16 protein-coding genes are annotated in these 22437 nt (G+C 69.6%); 3 read left to right on the top strand and 13 right to left on the bottom strand.

The window, feature by feature from the left end; translation table 11 throughout:
* Window positions 1-2 precede the first annotated feature (2 nt).
* Window positions 3-1271, bottom strand: a complete 1269-nt coding sequence (locus ABD206_RS00820; RefSeq protein WP_344067898.1) for an extracellular solute-binding protein — start codon at window positions 1269-1271, stop codon at window positions 3-5.
* A 91-nt stretch (window positions 1272-1362) separates the two neighbouring features.
* The gene (locus ABD206_RS00815) at window positions 1363-2556 is read right to left on the bottom strand and encodes an ROK family transcriptional regulator (protein WP_344067896.1); all 1194 of its coding nucleotides are present in this window, start codon (window positions 2554-2556) and stop codon (window positions 1363-1365) included.
* A gap of 135 nt (window positions 2557-2691) precedes the next feature.
* Between ABD206_RS00815 and ABD206_RS00810 the strand changes: the two genes are divergently transcribed.
* The gene (locus tag ABD206_RS00810; protein ID WP_344067894.1) at window positions 2692-3645 is read left to right on the top strand and encodes an N-acetylglucosamine kinase; all 954 of its coding nucleotides are present in this window, start codon (window positions 2692-2694) and stop codon (window positions 3643-3645) included.
* Between the two features lie 39 nt (window positions 3646-3684).
* On the opposite strand, the gene ABD206_RS00805 is transcribed toward ABD206_RS00810, so the two are convergent.
* Entirely contained in the window at window positions 3685-5904 is a 2220-nt protein-coding gene (locus ABD206_RS00805; RefSeq protein WP_344067892.1) for an NADP-dependent isocitrate dehydrogenase, read from the bottom strand.
* A gap of 129 nt (window positions 5905-6033) precedes the next feature.
* Here ABD206_RS00805 and ABD206_RS00800 point away from each other — a divergent pair, with 129 nt between their 5' ends.
* The gene (locus ABD206_RS00800; protein WP_344067890.1) at window positions 6034-6486 is read left to right on the top strand and encodes a GNAT family N-acetyltransferase; all 453 of its coding nucleotides are present in this window, start codon (window positions 6034-6036) and stop codon (window positions 6484-6486) included.
* A gap of 136 nt (window positions 6487-6622) precedes the next feature.
* Here ABD206_RS00800 and ABD206_RS00795 read toward each other — a convergent pair whose 3' ends face one another.
* From ABD206_RS00795 to ABD206_RS00780, 4 genes are all read right to left on the bottom strand, one after another.
* Window positions 6623-8434: an ABC transporter ATP-binding protein gene (locus tag ABD206_RS00795; protein WP_344067888.1), complete on the bottom strand. Its 1812-nt coding sequence runs from the start codon at window positions 8432-8434 to the stop codon at window positions 6623-6625.
* Entirely contained in the window at window positions 8431-10254 is a 1824-nt protein-coding gene (locus tag ABD206_RS00790) for an ABC transporter ATP-binding protein (RefSeq protein WP_344067886.1), read from the bottom strand. Before ABD206_RS00790 ends, ABD206_RS00795 begins: the two co-directional genes overlap by 4 nt.
* 117 nt (window positions 10255-10371) lie before the next feature.
* The gene (locus ABD206_RS00785; RefSeq protein ID WP_344067884.1) at window positions 10372-10872 is read right to left on the bottom strand and encodes a methylated-DNA--[protein]-cysteine S-methyltransferase; all 501 of its coding nucleotides are present in this window, start codon (window positions 10870-10872) and stop codon (window positions 10372-10374) included.
* Entirely contained in the window at window positions 10869-12398 is a 1530-nt protein-coding gene (locus ABD206_RS00780; RefSeq protein WP_344071367.1) for a DNA-3-methyladenine glycosylase 2 family protein, read from the bottom strand. Before ABD206_RS00780 ends, ABD206_RS00785 begins: the two co-directional genes overlap by 4 nt.
* Before the next feature lie 280 nt (window positions 12399-12678).
* Here ABD206_RS00780 and ABD206_RS00775 point away from each other — a divergent pair, with 280 nt between their 5' ends.
* Complete coding sequence (locus ABD206_RS00775) at window positions 12679-14109, top strand: dihydrolipoyl dehydrogenase family protein (RefSeq protein WP_344067882.1); 1431 nt, start codon at window positions 12679-12681, stop codon at window positions 14107-14109.
* Between the two features lie 33 nt (window positions 14110-14142).
* On the opposite strand, the gene ABD206_RS00770 is transcribed toward ABD206_RS00775, so the two are convergent.
* The 6 genes from ABD206_RS00770 to ABD206_RS00745 are packed head-to-tail and all read right to left on the bottom strand — an operon-like array spanning window position 14143 to window position 22419.
* Complete coding sequence (locus ABD206_RS00770; RefSeq protein ID WP_344067880.1) at window positions 14143-15006, bottom strand: N-acyl homoserine lactonase family protein; 864 nt, start codon at window positions 15004-15006, stop codon at window positions 14143-14145.
* Entirely contained in the window at window positions 14973-15584 is a 612-nt protein-coding gene (locus tag ABD206_RS00765; RefSeq protein ID WP_344067878.1) for a TetR/AcrR family transcriptional regulator, read from the bottom strand. Before ABD206_RS00765 ends, ABD206_RS00770 begins: the two co-directional genes overlap by 34 nt.
* A gap of 8 nt (window positions 15585-15592) precedes the next feature.
* Entirely contained in the window at window positions 15593-17263 is a 1671-nt protein-coding gene (locus tag ABD206_RS00760; RefSeq protein ID WP_344067876.1) for an allophanate hydrolase, read from the bottom strand.
* The gene (gene uca, locus ABD206_RS00755; RefSeq protein ID WP_344067875.1) at window positions 17260-20883 is read right to left on the bottom strand and encodes an urea carboxylase; all 3624 of its coding nucleotides are present in this window, start codon (window positions 20881-20883) and stop codon (window positions 17260-17262) included. Before uca ends, ABD206_RS00760 begins: the two co-directional genes overlap by 4 nt.
* Complete coding sequence (locus tag ABD206_RS00750; RefSeq protein ID WP_344067873.1) at window positions 20880-21566, bottom strand: urea amidolyase associated protein UAAP2; 687 nt, start codon at window positions 21564-21566, stop codon at window positions 20880-20882. Before ABD206_RS00750 ends, uca begins: the two co-directional genes overlap by 4 nt.
* A gap of 10 nt (window positions 21567-21576) precedes the next feature.
* The gene (locus ABD206_RS00745; RefSeq protein ID WP_344067871.1) at window positions 21577-22419 is read right to left on the bottom strand and encodes an urea amidolyase associated protein UAAP1; all 843 of its coding nucleotides are present in this window, start codon (window positions 22417-22419) and stop codon (window positions 21577-21579) included.
* Window positions 22420-22437: the final 18 nt, after the last annotated feature.

Genomic DNA, 22437 nt, shown 5'->3' with positions numbered 1-22437 from the left:
GATCACTGGTTGAGGATCGCCTCGATCTGCGCATCGAGCTCGGTCGCGATGGTCTCGACATCTTCACCCTGGGCGATGCGCACGAGCGCGTCGGGGATGATCTGGGCGGCCTCGACCTCAGCCCAGTTGGGGCTGGCGGGGGTGCCCTTCGAGTTGGCGAGGGCCGCAGCCTGCGCCTGTGCGATCGGGGTGTCGGGCAGGGCGGATGCCGCCGAGATGATGCCGGGGGTCAGGCCCTGCTCGGCCAGGAGCACCTGGTAGCCCTCGGAGAGCATGATCTCCAGAGCCGCCTTCGCCTTGTTCGGCGCCGCGCTCTTGGTCGCGATGGCCACGTTCGAGCCACCCGCGAAGATCGGGGCGGTCTCACCCTCGACGACGCCCGGCAGTGCGAACGCACCGAGGTCAGCCGCGTAGGTGTCGGGGCAACCCTCGGAGTTCTGTCCGGCATCCTCGTCGGCCCACGGCCACGCACCGGTGAGGTTACCCGCAGCCCAGGCGGGGCTGGAGATGAAGCCGGCCTCGCCGTTGCAGAAGGCGATGTTCGCCATCAGCTCGTTGCCGTCGGCGGGTGCCACCGTCGCGTCGAGATAGACGGTCTGCAGGAGCGACAGTCCCTCGAGGCTTTCGGGGCTGGAGAACTGCGCATCCCAGGTGTCGCCGTCCTGGACGGCGATCTCGCCGCCGTAGGCCCAGATGTAGGGAAGCGCGTTGTACCAGTCCTTGCCCGGGGCGTAGATGCCCGAGACGGTGTCGGTGGTGAGGGACACACCCTCGGCGACGTACTCCTCGAGTGTCGCGGGCACGGCGTCAACGAGCATCGGGCTGTAGAAGACGACGCGGCCGCCGGCGTAATACGGAGCGGCGTACAGTGCGCCGTCGTAGGTACCGGATTCGACGAGACCCGGGAGGAGATCAGAGCCGCCCAGGGCATCCTGGATGTCGCTGATGTCCAGGAACAGGCCGGCGTCGGCGAAGCCGAGGGCCTGGGTGTTCCCGACCTCGACGATGTCGGGCGAGTCGTTGGAGGACAGCGCGGCGGTGTAGGTGTCAGAGACATCCGCCCACGTCTTCTCCTCGATCGTCAGCGTCCAGCCCTCGTTCTCGGCCTCGAACGTCTCGACCAGGTAGTCGCGAGCGGTCTGGGGCGTGTCGGTCCCGACCAGCCAGACCGTGAGGTCTCCGGTCTCCGGCTCCGCGGCCGCACCGGCGCAACCGGCCAAGACGACGGCCGACGCACCCGCGAGTGCGGCGGCTCCGAGAATTCTCTTCATGGTGTCTTCCTCTGTGTGTGGTGTGGGTGAAGGGCAGGTCTCGCAGGATCGAGGCGGTCACATGGCCGCCCACTCGGGGTGTCGTGTCGCGTCACGACACCCCGAGAAGTCCTGAGAGGACCATGACGGCTGCTCCGCGCAGGACGATGTCCTGGCCTTGCTCCGTCATCCGGACTCGCACACCGTCGTGGAACCTGGTGAGCGTTCGTGCCCGGAGGGTCTCGACGGTCGCCTGCGCAAGCGGCCCGTCGAGAAGTTCTGTGGGACCCGAGAGGACGATCTCGGGAAGGTCGAGGGCGCCGACGATCGGCGCGAAAGCGATGCCGAGCCGCACGCCGGCGTCGGTGAGCACCTGGTCACGGTCGACGTCGGGTGCCGACAGACGCGTGGTCAGCGCAGGGACGGACAGCCATGCCTCCAGGCATCCGACCTTGCCGCAGGCACAGGCGGGGCCGCCGTCGGTGCCGACCACGACGTGACCGATCTCCCCCGCGGCGAAGTGGGTGCCGCGCACGGGACGCCCGGCCAAGACGATGCCCGATCCGACACCACGGCCGACCTTGACCAGGACCAGGTCATCTCCGGCGTCGCCGAAGCTGTACTCGGCGAGAACCGCCGCGTTCGCGTCGTTGGCGACGAGCACGGGCAGCTGAACAGCGGCCTCGAGCTGGGCACGCAGCGGCACCTCGGTCCACCCGAAGTTGGGAGCGCTCAGCACGATACCGTCGTCATCGACGACGCCGGGGGTGCCGACACCGACGCCGAGGATGGGGGCGTGCGCGTCGGCGACGAGGGCCCGTGCGAGCGTGAGCACCGCAGCGTAGGCGTCGTCGGCGGCGGCGGGCGCGGCGACCGCGTGCCGGGCGACGATCTCGCCGTCCAGCGTCAGGACGGCGCCGAGGAACTCATCCGGACCCGACAGGTCGATACCGAGGATGCGATGTCCGGCACGATCGAGGTCAACGAGGATCGCAGGTTTGCCGGGTCCCGCGGCCTCGCGGGCGCCGAGCTCGGCCACCAGGCCGTCGGTGATGAGTTCGGCGACGAGGTCCGAGATCGTGACCCGCGTCAGCGCCGTTTCGCGGGCGAGATCCGCGCGACTCATCGCACCGTCGTGGAACAGGGTCTGCAGCACGAGCGAGCGGTTGTGCGCGCGGGCGTGCTCGGGAAGGACCTTCGCCGCCGTGCGGCGACGGGCGCGTGCGGAGCCGTTGGATACGACCGCGGTGGGCTGGGTGTGCGCGACTTCGGTGGAAGAGCCGCGCTGCACTTCCGATGCAGACATGTTTGTTAGTACACCTTACGAATTAACATCCCGCAACCCCGGGATCGTATTTGCTAGGGGAGTTTACAAACCCGTTACACCCGGCACGAGCACGAAACCGACGTGAAATCCCGCACCGCGCGCGACGATGGAGAGGTGAAGAGCTCTCTCCCGTCGGTGGTCGCGCTCGATGCGGGCCAGTCCGGCATCCGCGCGCGCACCGCCCCGGCCGAGGGCACGGCCGAGCTGCCGTTTTCCCCCGTCCGCACCGATCGGCCGGTCCTCCCCCAGATCGCCGCCGTCGCGCGTGAGGCGAGCGCCGGCGTGCCCGGGCCGCTCGTGCTCGCTGCCGGGATCTCGGGACTCACCGCCGCGGATGCCGATCCTGCCGGCATGCTCGGCCAGCTCGGCGCGCGGTTCGTCGGTGTGCACCTCGCACATGACTCAACGACCTCCTATCTCGGCGCGCTCGGCACCGCCCCCGGCGCGGTCGTCGCCGCCGGCACCGGCGTGGTGACACTCGGCGTCGGGCCCGCGGGCGTCGCACGGGTGGACGGTTGGGGCTACCTCATGGGCGATGCCGGCAGCGGGTTCTGGATCGGACGCCGCGCACTGGAGGCGGTCATGCGCGCCCACGACGGCCGCGGACCGGCGACGGCGCTGACCGACGTCGTTCGCGCGCAGTGGCCGGAGCTGCCTGAGGCCTACATGGCACTGCAGGCCGACCCCGAACGGGTCTCGCGCGTGGCATCCTTCGCGTACGCGGTCGCCGAGGCCGCAACCTCCGGCGACACCGTGGCCCGGGAGATCACCGAACTCGCCGCCGCCGAGCTCGCCCACAGTGTGCGCATCGCACTCGCGCGCGCCGGCGTGACCGAGGCCCCCGTGTGCGCCGCGCTCGGAGGCGTCTTCCGCTCGGAGGCGCTTCGGAAGACCTTCACCACGCAGTTGTGGGCGGACACACCCCGGCCGGTCCGCGTCATCGAGCCGGCCGGCACCTCCGTCGACGGCGCCGCCACCCTGGCGACTCTCCCAGCCGACCACCCCCTCGCCACTCAGGTCTGGTCCGCGACCCGCGAGGGCATGCGCGAAGGCGCCGCACCCCGATGAGGATGCGGCGCCTTCGCGCATCAGGGTCGGTGAGCCGCCTCAGGCCAGGGCGTCGATGACGGCATTGAGGGTCGCGGAGGGACGCATGACCGTCGCGACGAGCGTCTCGTCCGGGCGGTAGTAGCCGCCGATCTCGACGGGATTGCCCTGCACGGCGTTGAGCTCGGCGACGATCGTCTGCTCCTCGGCGGCGAGCTTCTCGGCCACCGGCGCGAAGAGCGCGGCGAGTTCGGCATCCGCGGTCTGGGCGGCCAGCTCCTGCACCCAGTACAGGGTCAGGTAGAAGTGGCTGCCGCGGTTGTCGATCGTGCCGAGCGAACGTCCGGGCGAGCGGTCCTGCTCGAGGAAGGTGCCGGTGGCGGCATCCAGCGTCTCGGCGAGGATCTTCGCGCGGGCGTTCCCGGTGGTCTCGGCGAGGTGCTCGAGCGAGGCCGCGAGCGCGAAGAACTCACCCAGCGAGTCCCACCGCAGATAGTCCTCGGCCAGCAGCTGCTGCACATGCTTGGGTGCGGACCCGCCGGCACCGGTCTCGAACAGGCCGCCGCCTGCGAGCAGCGGCACGATCGAGAGCATCTTGGCGCTGGTTCCGACCTCGAGGATCGGGAAGAGGTCGGTGAGGTAGTCGCGCAGCACGTTGCCGGTGACCGAAATGGTGTCCTCCCCCTTGCGCAGGCGCGCGAGGGTGTACGTCGTGGCCTCTTCGGGCGCGAGGATGAGGATCTGCACGCCGCGAGTGTCCAGCAGCGCGAGACCCTGGTGCACCTTGGCGATCAGCTGCGCGTCGTGCGAACGGTTCACGTCGAGCCAGAAGACGGCAGGGGCGCCGGTCGCGCGGGCGCGGGTGACGGCGAGCTTGACCCAGTCCATCACCGCGATGTGCTTGGTCTGCGTCGCACGCCAGATGTCGCCGGCGCCCACGGTGTGCTCCAGAAGCACCTCACCGGCGGAATCCACGACCTGAACCACCCCGGGCGCGGCGATCTCGAAGGTCTTGTCGTGGCTGCCGTACTCTTCGGCGGCCTGGGCCATGAGACCGACATTCGGGACGGTGCCGATGGTGGCGGGGTCCAGCGGGCCGTTCGCGATGACGTCCTCGATCGTGGCCTGGTAGACACCGGCGTACGAGGAGTCCGGGATGACCGCGATCGTGTCATCCTCGCCCCCGTCGATGCCCCAGACCTTGCCGCCGTTGCGGATGAGCGCCGGCATGGAGGCGTCGACGATCACGTCCGAGGGGACGTGGAGGTTCGTGATCCCCTTGTCGGAGTTGACATACGACAGGCGCGGGCCTGCGGCGATCGCGGACTCGATCGCCGCGGCGATCTCGTCGCCGCCCTCGACCGAACCGAGCCCGGCGAGGATCGAGCCCAGGCCGTTGTTCGGGGTGAGCCCCGCGGCGGCGAGCGTGTCGCCGTAGGTCGCGAAGACGTCGGAGAAGAAGGTCTTCACGACGTGACCGAAGATGATCGGGTCGCTGACCTTCATCATCGTGGCCTTCAGGTGCACGGAGTACAGCACATCGTCGGCGGATGCCGCCGCGAGTGTCTCGGCCAAGAAGGCATCCAGAGCTGCGGCGGACAGGAACGTCGCGTCGATGATCTCGCGCGGGAGGACCTTCAGGCCCTCCTTCAGCACCGTGACGGTGCCGTCTTCGCCGATGTGCTGGATCGTGAGGACGTCGTCGTGGGCAGCGACCCAGGACTTCTCGTTGCTCTTGAAGTCGTCGTGCCCCATGGTGGCGACGCGAGTCTTCGAGCCGTCGGCGAAGGGCTTGTTGCGGTGCGGGTGTGCCTTGGCGTACTTCTTCACGGCCAGCGGCGCGCGGCGGTCGCTGTTGCCTTCGCGAAGGACGGGATTGACGGCCGATCCCTTGATGCGGTCGTAACGGGCGCGCACATCCTTCTGCTCGACCCCCTGCGGCTCATCCGGGTAATCCGGAATGTCGAAGCCCTGCGCCTGCAGCTCGGCGATGGCTGCCTTCAGCTGCGGGATGGATGCCGAGATGTTCGGCAGCTTGATGATGTTGGCCTCGGGAAGAGTCGCGAGCCCACCGAGCTCGGCCAGCGCGTCGCCGACCTGTTGCTCGGGCGTGAGGTTCTGCGGGAAGGCGGCGAGGATGCGCCCGGCCAGCGAAATATCGCGGGTTTCGACATCCACCCCCGCCTGGCGGGTGATGGCCTTCACCATCGGGAGGAACGATGCTGTCGCCAGCGCCGGAGCCTCGTCGGTGTGGGTGTAGATGATGGTGGATTCGCTCACTCGCCCGTCCTTCGTTCAGCCGCCGGGAAAGCCTACCGCACGTCGGGAAATATCTTGATATCGAGATAGTTTGGTGATGAATGCGGATCGCGAGGTGCCGATGTCGAACTTCCCGGCTAGCCTGTGCACATGACGGAACTACGACTGGTCGAACTGTCTGCGGCGACGGTCGAAGCGGTCAACAACTTGTCACTCAAGCCGGGCCAGGAAGACTTCCTCGCCCCCGAGAGTTACGAGGTCGCCGCATCCGATGTCGACCCCGCCACGATGTGGCAGCGCGTCGTTCTGGACGGTGACGATGTCGTCGCTTTCGTGAGCGCGAACTTCGACGACGGTGCCCCACAGGAGTACTTCCGCTCCGTGCTCTGGCGGATCAATGTGGATGCCGACGAGCAGGGTCGCGGCGTCGGACGATTCGCGGTGCAGAGCGTGCTGGAGGAGGCCCGCGCACAGGGCGCCGCCGGCGTCCACGTCATCTATACCGCCGACGAGGCCGGCCCCGGCGCCTTCTTCGAGCGCATGGGTTTCTCCCCCGTCGGCGAGACCGAGTACGGCGAGGTCGTCGCCCTTCTCTCGCTGTAGTCGCCCTGCATCGAACCATCCCGTTCTCGTCGAAGTGGCCCGCTATGCGGGATGGTTCGAGGAAAACGGGATGGTTCGGGGCGTTGTCCTCGCGAGTCACACGAGCGACTGCCTCCGGGCCCTGGCGTCGCCGTCGCTAGACGAGCGACTGCCTCCATGCACTGTGCAGCTGGGCGAACTTTCCGGTTCCGGCGATGAGGGTCGCGGGCGCGTCGTCTTCGATGATCCGCCCGTGCTCCATCACCAGCACGCGATCGGCGATCGCGACCGTCGAGAGTCGGTGCGCGATGATGATCGCCGTACGGTCGGCCAAGAGCGTCTGCAGCGCATCCTGGATCAGCCGCTCTGACGGGATGTCGAGCGATGCCGTCGCCTCGTCCAGGATCAGCACCGCGGGGTCGGCGAGGAAGGCGCGAGCGAACGAGATCAGCTGCCGCTGTCCGGCAGAGACCCGTCCGCCGCGCTTGTTCACGTCGGTGTCGTAGCCGTCCGGCAGCGCCTCGATGAAGGCATCCGCCCCCACGGCGCGCGCCGCCGCCTGGATCTCCTCGAGGGTCGCATCCGGTTTGCCGAGAGCGATGTTGTCGGCGACGGTGCCGCTGAACAGGTACGCCTCCTGGGTCACCATCACGATCGCGCGGCGGAGGTCCTTGGGGTGGAGCGAGCGGAGGTCCACTCCGTCCAGGGTCACCGCACCGCCGGTCGGGTCGTAGAAACGCGACACGAGTTTGGCGAGAGTCGATTTGCCCGCCCCTGTCGTCCCCACCAGGGCGATGGTCTGGCCCGCCGGGATGTCGAGGGAGAAATCGGGAAGGATCGTGCGGTCGTCCGAGTAGCCGAAGGTCACGCCGTCGAAGCGGATATCGCCCTTGGCGTTCCAGAGGTCCACCGGCGAGGTGGGCTCGGGCACCGTCGGGTCCTCTTCGAGCACTCCTGACACCTTCTCCAGGGCTGCGGTGGCCGCCTGGTAGGAGTTCAGGAACATCGCGACCTCCTGCAGGGGCGCGAAGAAGTTCCGCACGTACAGCACACTGGCCAGCAGCACGCCGACGGCGATCGACCCGTCGATGACACGGATGCCGCCCCACAGCACCACGAGGGCGATCGAGACGGATGCCACGGCCATGAGCCCGGGCTCGAACGTGCCGAACAGGCGGATCGAACGCATGTTGACGTCGCGGTAGTCCTCGGCGAGCCCGCCGAACTCCTCGTCGTTGCGCGGCTCCTTGCGGAACGCCTTCACCGCCCGGATGCCGGTCATGGTCTCGACGAACTTCACGATGACCTTCGCGCTGACCACGCGCGACTCGCGGTACACGAGCTGCGAGCGCAGGAAGAACCAGCGCATCAAGAGGAACAGCGGCACCCCCATCACGGCGAGAACGACCCCGGACTGCCAGTCCAGCAGCAACAACGCGATGAGGGTGAAGCCGCCGTACAGCAGGCCCGACACGAGCTGATTGAGTCCGCCGTCCAGGAGTTCCCGGATGGATTCGAGGTCGCTGGTCTGGCGCGAGATGATGCGGCCGGACGTGTACGACTCATGGAACTCGAGGCTGAGGCGCTGAGTGTGCACGAAAATGCGCTTGCGGAGATCCAGCATGACGGCCTGGGTCAAGCGGGCCGCGACCACGGCATACCAGCCGACGAGCGCGGCACCGCCGAAGCCGGCGACGAGGTACACCGCGACCACGCCGATGGTCGGCAGCCAGTTCGCCTGGTCGAGCACGGCGGGAAGCGCGGTATCGATGCCGTACGCGATCAGTGCGGGCCCCGCGACCTGCAGCGCTGTCGAGACCACGAGCACAACGCCCGCGAGCACGAGCTGCCACCGCAGCGGTGAGACGAGCGATCCCAGCAGCCGCAGCGAGCGTGACCGGATGGCGCGGCTCTCGGCGCGCGTGTAGTCCGAGCGGTCTTCACCGCGGGTTCCGACGACGGTGTTCACAGGGTCACCTCCCGCTTCTCGGCTTCGGCCTGCTCGTCTTCGAGACTGGAGATCACATGGCGGTAGTGCTCGCTCGTGCGCAGCAGCTCGGAGTGGGTTCCCACCGCCGTGACGCGACCGTCTTCGAGCAGTGCGACACGATCGGCGAGCATCACGGTCGAGGGGCGGTGGGCGACGATGAGCGCCGTCGTGTCGGCGAGGACCTCGCGGAGCCCCTCCTCGACGAGCGCCTCGGTGTCGACATCGAGCGCAGACAGCGGGTCGTCGAGGATCAGCACCGACGGCTTGGCGGCGACCGCGCGCGCGAGCGCGAGGCGCTGACGCTGGCCGCCTGACAGGCTCATACCCTCTTCGCCGATCACGGTGTCGGCACCCTTCGGCAGGTCGGCGACGAAGTGCGCCTGGGCGACCCCGAGCGCCTCGTTCAGCGCCGCTGCCGCTTCTTCGGAACCCGGCTCGAGGTCCTCGCGGCCCAGCAGCACGTTTTCGCGGACGGTCTGTGAGAACAGAGTCGCCTCTTCGAACGCCATGCCGATGTGGGTGCGCAGCTCCCGCAACGTCAGGTCGCGGATGTCGACGCCGTCCAGCAGCACGCGACCGCCGGTCACGTCGTACAGGCGCGTCGGCAGGGTCGTGAGAGTCGTCTTCCCGCACCCGGTGAGACCGACCAACGCCATCGTCTCGCCGGGGCGCAGGGTCAGATCGATCCCGTCGAGCAGGTCGCGCTGACCGGCGGGAGCGTCCTGGTAACGGAAGTGGACACCCTCGAACGTCAGCTCGCCGTGCGGTTCCCGAAGGGTCCGTGGCTCGCTCGGATCGCCGATCGTATCGACCTCATCGAACACCTCGAACACGCGCTCGGTGGCCGTGCGGGCATCCAGCAGAAACGAGAAGAGGAACCCGATCGACTCCATCGGCCAGCGCAACACCGTCGCCATCGCAAAGTACGCGATGAGCTCGGCCGGACCGATCTGACCCAGCTGGATCAGCACGATGCCGGCGCCGAGCGCGAGTGCGAAGGCGATGTCGGGGAGGAGGATCAACCAGAACCAGATGAGACCGACAGCACGGGCCTTCGCGATCTCGGTGCCGCGCAGCGTCTCGGCCTGCCGGGCGAACTTCTTGAGGGCGTGGCCGCCGCGCCCGAAGGCCTTGAGCACCCGGATGCCGTGCACGCTCTCCTCGACGGCGGTCGCGAGGTCTCCCGACTGGTCCTGGCTCTGCCGCGCGAGCACGCCGTAGCGCTTCTCGAAGCGATAGCCGGCATACCAAAGCGGTGCGCACGAGACGAGGAAGACGACCCCGAGCACCCAGTGCCAGCGGAACAGCAGGATGGCGCCGATGATGATCGTGAGGACGTTGACCACCAGCAGCACGAGTCCGAAGGCGAGCCACCGACGGATGATGCCGATGTCCTGCATCATCCGCGAGAGCAGCTGACCGGACTGCCAGCGGTCGTGGAACGCGACCGGCAGCCGCTGCAGGCGCCGATAGAAGCCGGTCCGCAGCTCGTATTCCACCCGTGTCGAGGGGCCGAGCACGAACCATCGCCGCGCCCAGACCATGGCCGCTTCGGCAAGCCCCAGCGCCAGGATCACGGCAGCGCCCCAGACGATCTGCGTGATATCGCCCGAGGCGATGGGACCCCCGACGATCGCCTCGAGGACCAGCGGGAACATGAGCGCGAGGACACTCGCCGCCAGCGCGCTGAACACGCCCAACACCAGGGGCCCGAGCACCGGACGGATGAACGGAAGCAGCCGGCCGAGGGCTCGTAAGGTGGATGCCTCGCGCGGAGCGCGCTCAGAAGTGACGGTCATGATCCTTGTGGGAGAGTGGTGCGCCGCTGGTGTGCGGTGGAACTTGACGTCGGCGGGCGGTGGACACCGCCGGACGTGACGCCGCGAACGCGGCAGCCCTCCAGCTTAGGCCGGGCCTCAGAGCTGCTGCAACCGCTCCCGTCTCAACAACGCCTGCTTGACGTCCATTCCCCAGGCGAACCCCCCGAGCGAGCCATCCGTGCGCAGGACACGGTGGCAGGGGACGAACAGGGCAGGCGCGTTGCGGGCGCAGATGGATGCCGCTGCCCGCACCGCGCGCGGATTGCCGAGCTCGGCGGCGAACTGGGTATACGTGAGAGGGCTCCCCGGCGCGATACGCCGCAGCGCGCGCCATCCGGTGAGCTGCAGGTCGGTGCCGAACTGGGCCACGTCGACCGCGTCGATCGCGGTGAGTTCGCCCGCGTAGTACGCGGCGACGGCGGCGGCGGCATCCGTGCGGCCGCTCACGGCCGTTTCGGGGCGGTGCATCGGGTGCACGCGCGCGAGGATCTCGGCCGGGTTGTCGGTCCAGCCCGACGCGAGCACCCGGCCCTGGGCATCGGCGAGCAGGGTGAACGGGCCATCGGGGGTGGACACGGTCTCGACTGTCGCGGTCATGCGGACTCCTCGTTGCGGGTCGGGGCGGCGGACGCTCGGCCGCGTCGGGTTGCGGGTCGTGCGGGCGGACGCGCGTCGGCGACGGCGCGCCACAGGTGCGCGGTCATGTACGTGCGCCATGGTGCAGTGCGCCCGGCCCACGCGGCGAAGCCGGCAGCATCGGAGGGAATGCCGCACAGGGCCGCACCGGCGCGCACCGCGACATCTCCGGGAAGGGTGATATCGGGGTCGGCGAGCACACGCATCCGCACGTAGTCGGCGGTCCAGGGCCCGATGCCCGGCATCGCGAGCAGGGCACGCCGCTGGTCGGCCCTGTCATCGGCCATCGTGAGGGTGAGGGATCCGTCGGCGAGGGCAGCCGCCGCCGCGCGGATCGCCCTCACCCGAGCGCCCGGGCCGCGCAGCACCTCGGAGGCGTGCTCGGCGATCGCGGTCATCGTCGGGAACAGCAGGTTCTCCGTAATCCCGTCCGCGGCCGGGACGCGCTCGCCGAGCTCCTCGGCCAGGGTCGTCAGCGCGGTGCGCGCCGCGGCCACGGTGATCTGCTGCCCGACCATCGCACGGATGAGCATCTCGTGAGGGTCGGCGGCTCCGGGTACGCGGATGCCCGGCACCGCGGCCACTCGCGGCGCAAGCTCGGGGTGCCCCGCAAGTGCCGCGTCGATCGCGGCAGGATCGGCATCCAGATCGAACAGCCGCCGGGCGCGGGTGACGAGGGGCGCGAGATCGCCGAGGTGGGTGAGGCGCGCCCGCAGGCGCACCCCAGCCTCCGGCCGCTGGTCGGCCGTGCGCAACTCGAACCAGGCCGGTCCGCCGGGAAGGCTCAGGGTGCGTGCGAACGACGTGCTCGTGACGGTCTCGACACCCGGGAGGGCACGGGCGGACATCCAGGCGAAGAGCCCCGCCGTATCGAGAGGCCCGCGGTGCGGGAGCACCAGATCGATCGCACCCGCGGCGTGGGGCTCGTGCTCGCGACGACGGGCGCGCAGCTGCAGCGGAGTGAGGTCGAACACCTCGCGGATCGTGTCGTTGAATTGCCGGACACTCGAGAACCCGGCCGCGAAGGCGATGTCGGCGGCGGTCATGTCGGTGCCGATCAAGAGCATCCGCGCGGTGTGCGCGCGGTGTGCACGGCTGAGGGCGAGGGGTCCCGCGCCGAGCTCCGCCGTGAGCATCCGCGTGAGGTGCCGGCTCGAATACCCCAGACGGGTCGCGAGGCCGGTGACACCCTCCCGCTCGACCACGCCCTCGGCGATCAGTCGCATCGCCCGGGCTGTCGCGTCACCGCGCAGATTCCACTCGGGCGAACCGGGGGCGGCCTCGGGCAGGCAGCGGCGACACGCGCGATAGCCGGCTTCGTGCGCGGCAGCGGATGTCGCGAAGAACGTCACGTTCGAGGCTTTCGGCGTGCGCGCGGGGCAGCTCGGCCGACAGTAGATCCCGGTCGTGCGCACCGCAGTGACGAACTGACCGTCGAACCGGACATCGCGCGCATGGATGGCGCGATACCTCTCGTCGAAGGTCATCGCCAGCCGCGTCGGCGGGCTCTGCGTCGCTGTCACCCCCTCAGCCTGACACGCCGAGCCGCCCCGCACTGGCGGAAATCAGACACGACACCCCACGGCATCCACCCCACGGCATCCGCCCAACGGCATCCACCCAACGTGGGTCGAAACCAGTTGTCCCCTCCGGAACCAGTGCCAGGGTGCACACGCAACGACTGGTCTCGCGCGCTGAGGCTGGTTTCGCGGGAGATCTGCGGCGCACCCCCTCCCCTGGGCGGGCCCCGAGGGCTAGCGTGGCCACATGGGGGCACGAGAGTACGACGTGGTGGTCATCGGGGCAGGGGCGGTCGGCGAGAACGTCGCCGACCGTGCGGCGCAGGCAGGGCTGCGCGTGGCGATCGTCGAGGACGAGCTCGTCGGCGGTGAGTGCTCCTACTGGGCGTGCATGCCCTCGAAGGCGCTGTTGCGGCCGGGCGCGGTCCTGCGCGCCGCGCGGGCCGTCGACGGCGCACGCCAGGCGGTGAGCGGTGGGGTGGATGTCGAGGCCGCCCTCGCCCGTCGCGACCGGATCACCCACCACAACCCCCTCACCCATCACCACGACGATCGCTCCCAAGTGGAGTGGCTCGCCTCTGCCGGGATCGACCTCGTCCGCGGTCACGCCCGCCTCGCCGGCCGCAAGCGCGTGCACGTGACGCAGGCCCACGGACGCTCCCTCGATCTCATTGCGGATGAGGCGATCGCCGTCTGCACCGGATCGCGCCCACACGTGCCGGACATCCTGCGCGACATCCAGCCGTGGACAAGCAGCGACGCGACCACCGCCACACGTGCGCCCTCGTCACTCGCGATCGTCGGTGGCGGGGTGGTGGCGTGCGAGATGGCGACAGCCTTTGCCGACTTCGGCACGGCTGTCACCGTGATCGCGCGCTCCGGGTTGCTGGGGGGAATGGAGCCGTTCGCGGGCGATGCCGTGCGCGATGCGCTCGTCGCGCGCGGGGCACGCGTCCGGACCGGCGTACGCGTGGTCGACGCGGTGCGGTCCGAGAGCGGCGCGAGCCTCACGCTGTCGGATGGGACGACGCTGGCCGCCGAGCAGGTCCTGGTCGCGACAGGTCGGGCGCCGCGCACCGATGACATCGGCCTCGAATCGGTCGGGATGACGCCAGGCTCGTGGCTGGAGGTCGACGACACGATGCTGGTGTCCGGCTCCGACTGGCTTTATGCCGTGGGCGACGTGAACGGGCGCGCGCTGCTCACCCACCAGGGCAAGTACCAGGCGCGTGCCGCGGGTGACGCGATAGCGGCACGCGCGCACGGCGCGCCGCTGGACCTGCGCCCCTTCGGGACGCACGTGGCGACATCCGATCACCGGCACGTGCCGCAGGTGACCTTCACCGACCCCGAGGTCGCGTCGATCGGGATGACCGCCGAGCAGGCCGAAGAGGCGGGGATCCGGATCCGGGTGCTCGACTACGACCTCGGGTGGCTGGCGGCAGCATCCACCCTCTCCGATGCCTACCGCGGCTGCGCGCGAGCCGTCGTCGACGAGGATCGCGGCATCCTGGTCGGCGCGACCTTCGTCGGAGCCGACGTGGGCGAGTTGGTGCACGCGGCGACGATCGCCGTCGTGGGGGAAGTGCCCCTCGCCCGCCTGTGGCACGCCGTGCCGGCGTACCCCACCCTCAGTGAGGTGTGGCTGCGCTGGCTCGAGTCCTACGGGCGGCCCTGACGCTTCAGTGGAAAGCGCCTGCGGCGTCTACCTCTACGGCTGGGCGTCGATCACTCGAGCCCACGGCCCCCAGTCCGGGTCATGGGCAGGCCACACGATCGCTCCTTCTCGGTCGAGAGCATGCAGCCGATCGATCGATCGCTGAGCATCGTCCGGACCGTTGGGACCCACCGTCGATCCGCACGGGATGCACAGCTCGACATTGCGGCGAAGATCAGCCGCATCACCGGCCAAAATGACCGTTTCTTCCGGGAGCTCCACGCTGATCGACTGATGACCCGGAGTGTGCCCAGGGGTATACAGAGCCCGCAAGCCCGGCGCCAACGACGTGTCACCATCCACGAGAAGCACCGACAGCCCGAGGTGATCGAAGTCATCACGGAAGAGAAACGCCGCGCGTGGATCCTCCGCAGCGCAGACGTGTTCCCACTCTCGCCGCTGGAGCACGAGCGGCTGGTGGACCTTGAGCATGCGCGCGGCACCTGTGTGGTCGAAATGCGCGTGTGTGAGGAGCGCGGCGGCGAGATCGCTCCACGAGAGACCGGCTGCGCGGATCTGATCCCGGAGCGGGTCCGTCCCGGGAACCACGGGGGTGTAGTTGCGATACGAGAATCGCGCTGCCCGGCGATGGTCGTCTGCAACATTCGCGGGATCGAATCCCCCGTCGATGAGCACCCAGCCGAAGTCGAACACGATCGCCGCCGCCGTCACCGGTTCCATGAGATAGCGGAATCGACGTCCGCCCGCGACGGAGACCGACTCTGAGATCGGCTCGTAGCCGAGAACAAGGGGCACAATGCGGCGCGGCACTCCTCCCACGGCGAGCTGCTCCCCCGGGATCCACGCGCGAGTAGCGACGTCGGTCATTTCGCGACCGACGTCGCGAGGGTCAGACACACCGCGGCGAGTCGAGACGGGGTGGCGTCATCCGCCTCCCCCGTCGCGCCGAGCTCCGTTGCCGCCTCGACGATCTGGAGGCAACAACGACCGATGAACGCCGGGTCATCGACCACACCGATACGTGCGACAGCTTCGACGTAGGCCTGCCGCAGGAGGGCGCGGTCTGCGTGGAAGCCAGCGAACTCCGACCCCGCGATTTCCGGCGATGCGTACAGTACGGCCAACCGGTGTGGCGCCTCCAGCAATGTACGCACGTCGAGTTCGGCGAGAGCGACGAGCGCGGCTTCCGGGTCAGGTATGGCGCGGATTCTGTCGAGTTGGTCGATTGTCGGACGGACGGTCTGATCGAGCAGGGCGGCAAGGATCTGAGACTTGCCATCGAAGTGGTAGTACAAGGTCGCCTGACGCATGCCTGCGCGCTCTGCGATCTGGCGGGTCGATGTCGCCGCGTAGCCGCGTTCAGCGAACAACACCGCTGCCGCGTCGAGAATCTGCTCTGGCGCTGGACGCTCGTCAGCGTCGGCGCGGATACGACGAGGCCGGCCGACCCGCGCGCGTGCTCTCTCCTCGGTCACGGTCGACATCATGTCAGGCCCTGCAGATAGCCGCGCCAGCCACCAAACGCCGTGATGTCGGTCGCACCCTCGAGGGCGACGCGTTCGCACAGGAATCCGGTCACGCTCGTGCCGTCGTCGAGCCGCGTGCTGCCCACTCCCATCGGCTGCGGAAGCGACGCGACAAACGTTCCGAATCCTGCCGCGGGCAACAGCCACACCTCACCGGCGATGGCCGCACCGCCCTCGACCACCCGCGCGAGGCCGGGCTTCGGTGGCACCGTGTCGAGGGCGTAGAGGCGGTAGTCGGATGCCGTGTGCACCGCGCGCGCGAAGGTGCCGCCCGCCGCCACGAGCTGGTGGTTGAGAGGTTGGCCGCGCAGGTGCGCACCCACGACGAGGATCTCGATAGCAGGCGCCGTGATCCTCTCGGCGAGTTGCGCGAGCGTTCGATCGGCGAACGGGGCGCCCGTCAGCATGACGCCGAACGGCTTGCCGTCGACGACCCCGGCGGGAACGGCGAGCGCACTGCGGTCGAGCAGATTCGCGAAGTTGGTGTACTTCCCCATCCGGCTGTTCGCGCCGATCGGGTCGGCAGCGACATCGTCGAGCGTCGGGTGCCACGTCGTCGTCGGGGTGAGAAGGGCGACCGTGCCATCGAGTCGGCGCAGACCCTCGAGGCCCAGCCGCTCGAGATTTTCTCTGTCGCGGAAGTAGTCGCTCGCGCGCGCCTCCCGCCCGCCGAGCACGATCTTCGCGACCGTCGGGTCGATGTCGGTGCCGATCAGGTCGGCGTGCGTCTCGATGAAGTCGCCGACCGCGGCCGTGCGCTCCGCAACGAACGCACCGCCGTAGAGGAGGGTTGCGGCCTCGAGCAGCGGGGCGATGTCGACCTCCACGATCTCGACGCCGTTGGCGGCGAGGGACGCAACGACACCACGGAAGGCTTCGGCCCACCCCGGTGCGAGTCCTCCGAGGTGCTCGGCGGTCGGCACCGCGACGCGGGGGCGCGCGTCAAGCGCCGGGGCCGGGGCATCCGCGCGGGCCAGCGGGTCGACGCCGTCAGGGCCGGACATGATCTCGGCCGCCGTGCGCGCCGCGCGGAGGTCGCGGGCGAACACCGTGACGCAGTCGATGGTGCGGCAGGCGGGGACAACGCCGGTCGTGGGGACAAGGCCGATGGTCGGCTTCACGCCGACGATCCCATTGAGGGCGGCGGGAACGCGGCCGGACCCGGCGGTGTCGGTGCCGAGGGCGATGTCGACGATCCCGAGGGCGGTCGCAACGGCAGAGCCGGAGCTCGACCCACCCGAGATGCGGTCTGGCGACCATGCCCCGCGGACCGCGCCATGCGGGCTCCGGGTGCCGACAAGGCCGGTCGCGAACTGGTCGAGGTTCGTCTTGCCAAGGATGACAGCGCCCGCCTCGCGCAGGCGAGCGACCGCCGGGGCATCCACCTCTGGGTCGTATGCGTACGCGGGGCTTCCCGCCGTCGTCGGCAGCCCCGCGACATCGATGTTGTCTTTGACCGCCGCGACCAGACCCAGCAACGGGAGGGTCTCGCCCGCGGCGGCACGGGCATCCACTTCTTCCGCGGCGAGGATCGCGTCATCTTCGTCGCGGAGGGCGATCCAGATCTCGGGACGATCGACCTCGCGGATGCGGGCGTACGCGGCGCGGACGCGCTCGCCGGCGCTCATGCGAGGTCTCCGATCGTGGCGAGAACCTGCCCAGCCGCGACGGCCTGACCGGGGGTCACGAACACACGGGTGATGGTGCCCTCGCGGGGCGCAGTCACGGCCGTCTCCATCTTCATCGCCTCCAACGCGATCAGTCGGTCGCCGTGGCCCACACGGTCGCCGGTTTCGACATTCACTTTCCACACGCTCGCCGCGAACGGTGCCGTCACGGCCTGCTGCCCCGGCGGAACCTCGATATCGGTCGGCTCGGCGGCAGCGACCGCCTCGACGGCCCGGTCGAACTCGCCGGATGCGCGCCAGCGGTCCTTTTCCGCCTCGAAGGCGGCGTGCTGGCGCTCCCGGAACTCGGCGATCCCGGCCGCATTCTCAGCGAGGAATCCGTTGTACTCGGCGACCGAGAACGCGCCGTCGCTCGTGCGGTACGACCCGCGGCCCGCCGCGGTCTCAGCACGTAGTTCGAGCAGTTCGTCAGCCGAGACCGGGTACCAGCGGATGCGGTCAAAGAAGCGCAGCGCCCACGGATCGCTCTCGAACAGCCCACCGCGGCGGTAGGTGTTCCACACCTGCACAGTGCGCCCGACGAACTGGTAACCGCCGGGACCCTCCATGCCGTAGATGCAGAGGTAGGCGCCACCGATGCCGACCGAGTTCTCGGCCGTCCAGGTGCGGGCGGGGTTGTACTTCGTCGTCACGAGCCGGTGTCGCGGATCAAGCGGCGTCGCGACCGGAGCGCCGAGGTAGACATCCCCGAGACCCAGAACGAGGTACTCGGCGTCGAAGACGGTCTTCGCGACGTCGTCGACGGTGTCAAGCCCGTTGATGCGACGGATGAACTCGATGTTCCACGGCGTCCACGGGGCATCTTCGCGCACGCCCGCCATGTACCGCTCGATCGCGAGGCGCGTCGCCGGGTCATCCCACGACAGCGGCAGGTGCACCGTGCGCGACGGAACGACGATGTCGTCGGTTGCAGGCAGGTCAGTCTCGAGTTCGCGAAGCAGACCGACGAGTTCGGAGGCACGCAGGGTGTGGGCCTCCGTGTGGATCTGCAGCGACCGGATACCGGGGGTCACGTCGATGATCCCCTCGGGCGCTGCTGCCGCGAGCCGCTCCTGCAGGGCGTGAACGCGCATCCGCAGGCCCAGGTCGAGCACCTGCTCCCCATATTCGACGAGGACGTTGTCGTCGCCGTCGCGTCGGTAGGTGACGCCGGGGCGGAGCATCCGTCCCGCTGTCTCGATCGGAGCAAGGCGCGCAATGATGCCGTCGTCCCCGTCGCCGACGGGTGCGGACTCGGCCCCCGCGTAGGAACCGGGCAGCACCTGCGCAGCGAGTGCTTCGCGGATGGGAACGAACCGCACACGGTCACCGGGGCGGAGCTGTCCGATCTTCCAGAGATCACCGCTCGCCACGACGGCGGGGCACACGAAGCCGCCGAGGCTCGGGCCGTCGGGGCCGAGGATGATCGGGGTGTCGCCCGTGAAATCGAGCGCGCCGACGGCATATGCCGTGTCGTGAATGTTCGAGGGATGAAGGCCCGCTTCGCCCCCGTCGGTGCGCGCCCACTCGGGCTTGGGGCCGGTCAGCCGCACGCCCGTGCGCGCCGAGTTCACCTGCACCTCGTAGGCGGTCGCGTAGAGCTGGTCGATGTCGGCGCGGGTGAAGTATTCCGGTGCGGCATGCGGGCCCTCGGTGACCGCGATCGTCCAGTCAGAGGTCAGCCGCGGGCGGTCGGCGAGAGGAATTGCGGCGACGGACTCGCTGGTGTCGTGCGCGCCGATCCGCAGGACGTCGCCCGCGCGCAGCGCACGCCCGCCGTGGCCACCGAATCCGCCGAGCGTGAAGGTCGAGGCGCTGCCGAGGTAGGCAGGCACGTCGATGCCGCCGCGGACGGCGAGGAAGAGGCGGATGCCAGGCCCCGGCGCGTCCCCGATGTCGAGCAGCCCACCCGCGGGAACCTCGATGGGCTCCCACAGGGGTATCGGATTCCCGTCGACCGTGACCGGGGCATCCGCTCCCGTGAGGCAGACGGTCGCCGGTGCGCTGAACCGGAGCGCAGGCCCTTGCATCGTGATCTCAAGCCCCGGTGCGTCATCGCTGTTGCCGACGGCACGGTTCGCGGCGCGGAACGACAGCGGGTCCATCGGGCCCGAGGGCGGAACGCCGATATGCCAGTACCCGAGGCGGCCCGGCACGTCTTGCACGGTCGTCATGAGCCCCGGCCGTTCGACGTCGATGCGGGCATCGGGATCGTGGCTCACGCCGAGCGTTCCCGTGTCGTGCGTGACGGACCGGAAGGCGGGAACGTCGCACAGGTCGCGGAGCATCCCGGTGCCCGACACGATCCCGTCGATCCGGCTGGCGGCGAGCGCATCGCGGAGCAGATCGAGCGCCGCATCGCGGGTGTCGGCGTGCGCGATGACCTTCGCGAGGAGCGGGTCGTAGTGCGGGCTGACCTCGGCGCCGGTCTCGATCCAGGTGTCGACACGGACGCCGGGGATCGCGGGGGCACCGTACCCGGGGAGGGCGACGCGAGTGACTAGGCCCGTCGACGGCGTGTTCTGCCGTGCGGGGTCTTCGGCGTAGACCCGCGCCTCGACGGCGTGCCCGCGCGGGGCCGGTGTCGCCTCGAACAGCGCGGGGTCGATGCCGGTGTCACCATCACGAGCGAGGGTCAGCATGAGGGCGACGAGGTCGAGCCCCGTGACGGCCTCGGTGACCGGATGCTCCACCTGGAGTCGCGTGTTGACCTCGAGGAAGTATGGCTCGGCGGTCTCGGCGTCGTAGACGAACTCGACGGTGCCGGCAGAGCGGTAGGCGACGGATGCGGCGAGCGCGCGTGCCGACGTGTGGAGGAGCTCGCGCACCGCGGCGGGAAGGTTCGGCGCGGGGGCTTCTTCGATGACTTTCTGGTGGCGGCGCTGCAGGCTGCAGTCGCGGTCACCGAGGATTGCGACCCGGCCCTCGCCGTCGCCGAAGATCTGCACTTCGACGTGGCGGGCGCGGGAGACGAGCTTTTCGAGGAAGACGCCCGCGCTCCCGAAGTTCGCTCCCGCTTGGCGGACGACGGCGTCGAACGCGTCGGTGAGAGCGGCAGGGTCGGCGCACGCACGCATCCCAATCCCGCCTCCCCCGCCGGTTGCCTTGAGCATGACGGGGTAGCCGATGCGCTCTGCCTCGGCGAGTGCAGTGTCGACGTCGGGGAGGAGGCCCGTGCCGGGCAGCAGCGGAACACCGGCTGCTTCGGCGAGCGTGCGGGCCGTGTGCTTGAGGCCGAACTGCTCGATCTGCGCCGGCGTCGGGCCGATCCACGCGAGCCCCGCCGCCTCGACGGCGCGGGCGGCGTCGAGGTTCTCGGCGAGGAACCCGTACCCGGGGTGCACGGCACCGGCTCCCGTCTCGGCCGCGGCGGCGAGGATCGCGTCGATTCGCAGGTACGACTCGGCGGCGGGCGCAGGGCCCAGCCGCACGGCGAGGTCGGCTTCACGGACGTGCGGGGCGGCGCGGTCGGCATCCGAATACACCGCCACCGTCTTCAGCCCCACCGCGCGGGCGGAGCGGATGATGCGGCGGGCGATCTCGCCTCGGTTGGCGATGAGGACGGTGTCGAAGGCCGTCACGGGCGCGTCACGATCATGCGCAGCGGTGTGCAGTTGAAGTCGTTGCAGGGGTTGTTCATCTGTGGGCAGTTCGAGACGACGACCAGCACATCCTTTTCGGCGCGGAGGGCGACCCGCTTGCCGGGGGCGGACATCCCGTCGACGATGCCAAGCGAGCCGTCTGATTCGACCGGCACGTTCATGAACCAGTTGAGGTTCGAGACGAGGTCACGCGCCGTGAGTCCGTGGCGCGTCCCTTCGGCGAGGAAGTTCTCGCGGCAGCCGTGCTGGTAGAGCGTGTGGTGGCCGTATCGGAGCGTGTTCGACTCTTTGCTGCAGGCGCCCCCGATCGTGTCTTGCCGGTCGATCTCGTTCGCAACAACCGTCATGAGCGGCAGGCCCCGATTGCTGCGCAGCACCGTTCCGGTGCGGACATACGCGTTCCCCTGCCACGCGATCGTGTCGGCCGCGCTGTACCGCTCGGCGGTGTCGGCCGCGTCGAAGATGAGGCAGTCGGCCGACTGGTTGCCTCCGACATCCACGATCGTGAGCACGTCCCCCGCGCGGACGATGCCCGACCAGGGGGCGCGGGGAGCGACATCCTCATCGAGCACGATCGCGCCCTCTGCGAGCGGGGTGGAGCGGTCGAGGATGCTGCCCGGGGCGTAGACGGGGCGGTCGGGGACGGTCGTCGTGATGGTCATGCGCGGGCGCTCACAGTCCTGCCAGCTCGGCGTAGGCGATCGTGTTTCGGTAGGCGCGCTCCCGTTCGGGGGTCGCCGAGAAGACAGCATCGTCGGGGGCCGTGGGGCGGGATGCCCGCGCGACAACCTGCAGCGGCCCGACGACGTAGTCCGCGCGCGGGTCGCGGGCATGCGGCACGTTCGCGATCAGGATGATGAGCGGCAGCTCGGCAACGAGGTCGACGTGCGTGCCAGGACCCGCCGAACCCTGCCAGTCGAGGGCGCCGTCCGCGTCGACGCGGATGCCCTGGAAGAACGTCACGGCGGGCGGAAGGTCACGGAAGGTCAGGCCGTGTTTGACGCCTGCGAGCGTGAACAATCCCTGCCCCGAGGGCGAAGGCCCTTCGGGCGCAGCGTCGCCGTACTTCTGGCTGTTCCAGGCATCGCTCGTCGTGCCGCAGAACGCATCGTGGTGACCGGAGGTGTCGGCAGCGATCGTCGCCAGCACGCGCCCGTCGCCGGAGAGCAGCGGATGCCCCTCCCCGAGGTAGGCCTGCCACGGGATTTTCTGGGTATCGGCGACATTGAGTCGCTCGCTCGGGGTGATGGCATTGAAGACGAGGACGTGCGCGCACGCGTCACCCGAGACGTCCGTGAGACGGATGCGTGTTCCCCGCGCGACCCGCAGGTGCGTGTAGCCGCCGGGCGCGACGGTCTCGGCCCACCGGAGATCCTCGGCGGCGACATCGGAGGGAGCGAAGGGCGCAGTAGATGCAGGCAGGTAGGGCATCCACGGCGATTCGGCCGCGCGCGACCGGGCGTTCTCGCGCGCCCGCGTGACGTCGGCGAGCGGCTGTTCGGATCGCTGTGCCATGCGATCTCCTCCCGAGGA

Origin of the sequence: Microbacterium sediminicola, assembly GCF_039531125.1 — a bacterium.
Taxonomy (GTDB): Bacteria; Actinomycetota; Actinomycetes; order Actinomycetales; family Microbacteriaceae; genus Microbacterium; species Microbacterium sediminicola.
Note: the sequence above shows the minus strand (reverse complement) of the source record. Positions and strands in the feature narration are given on the sequence as shown.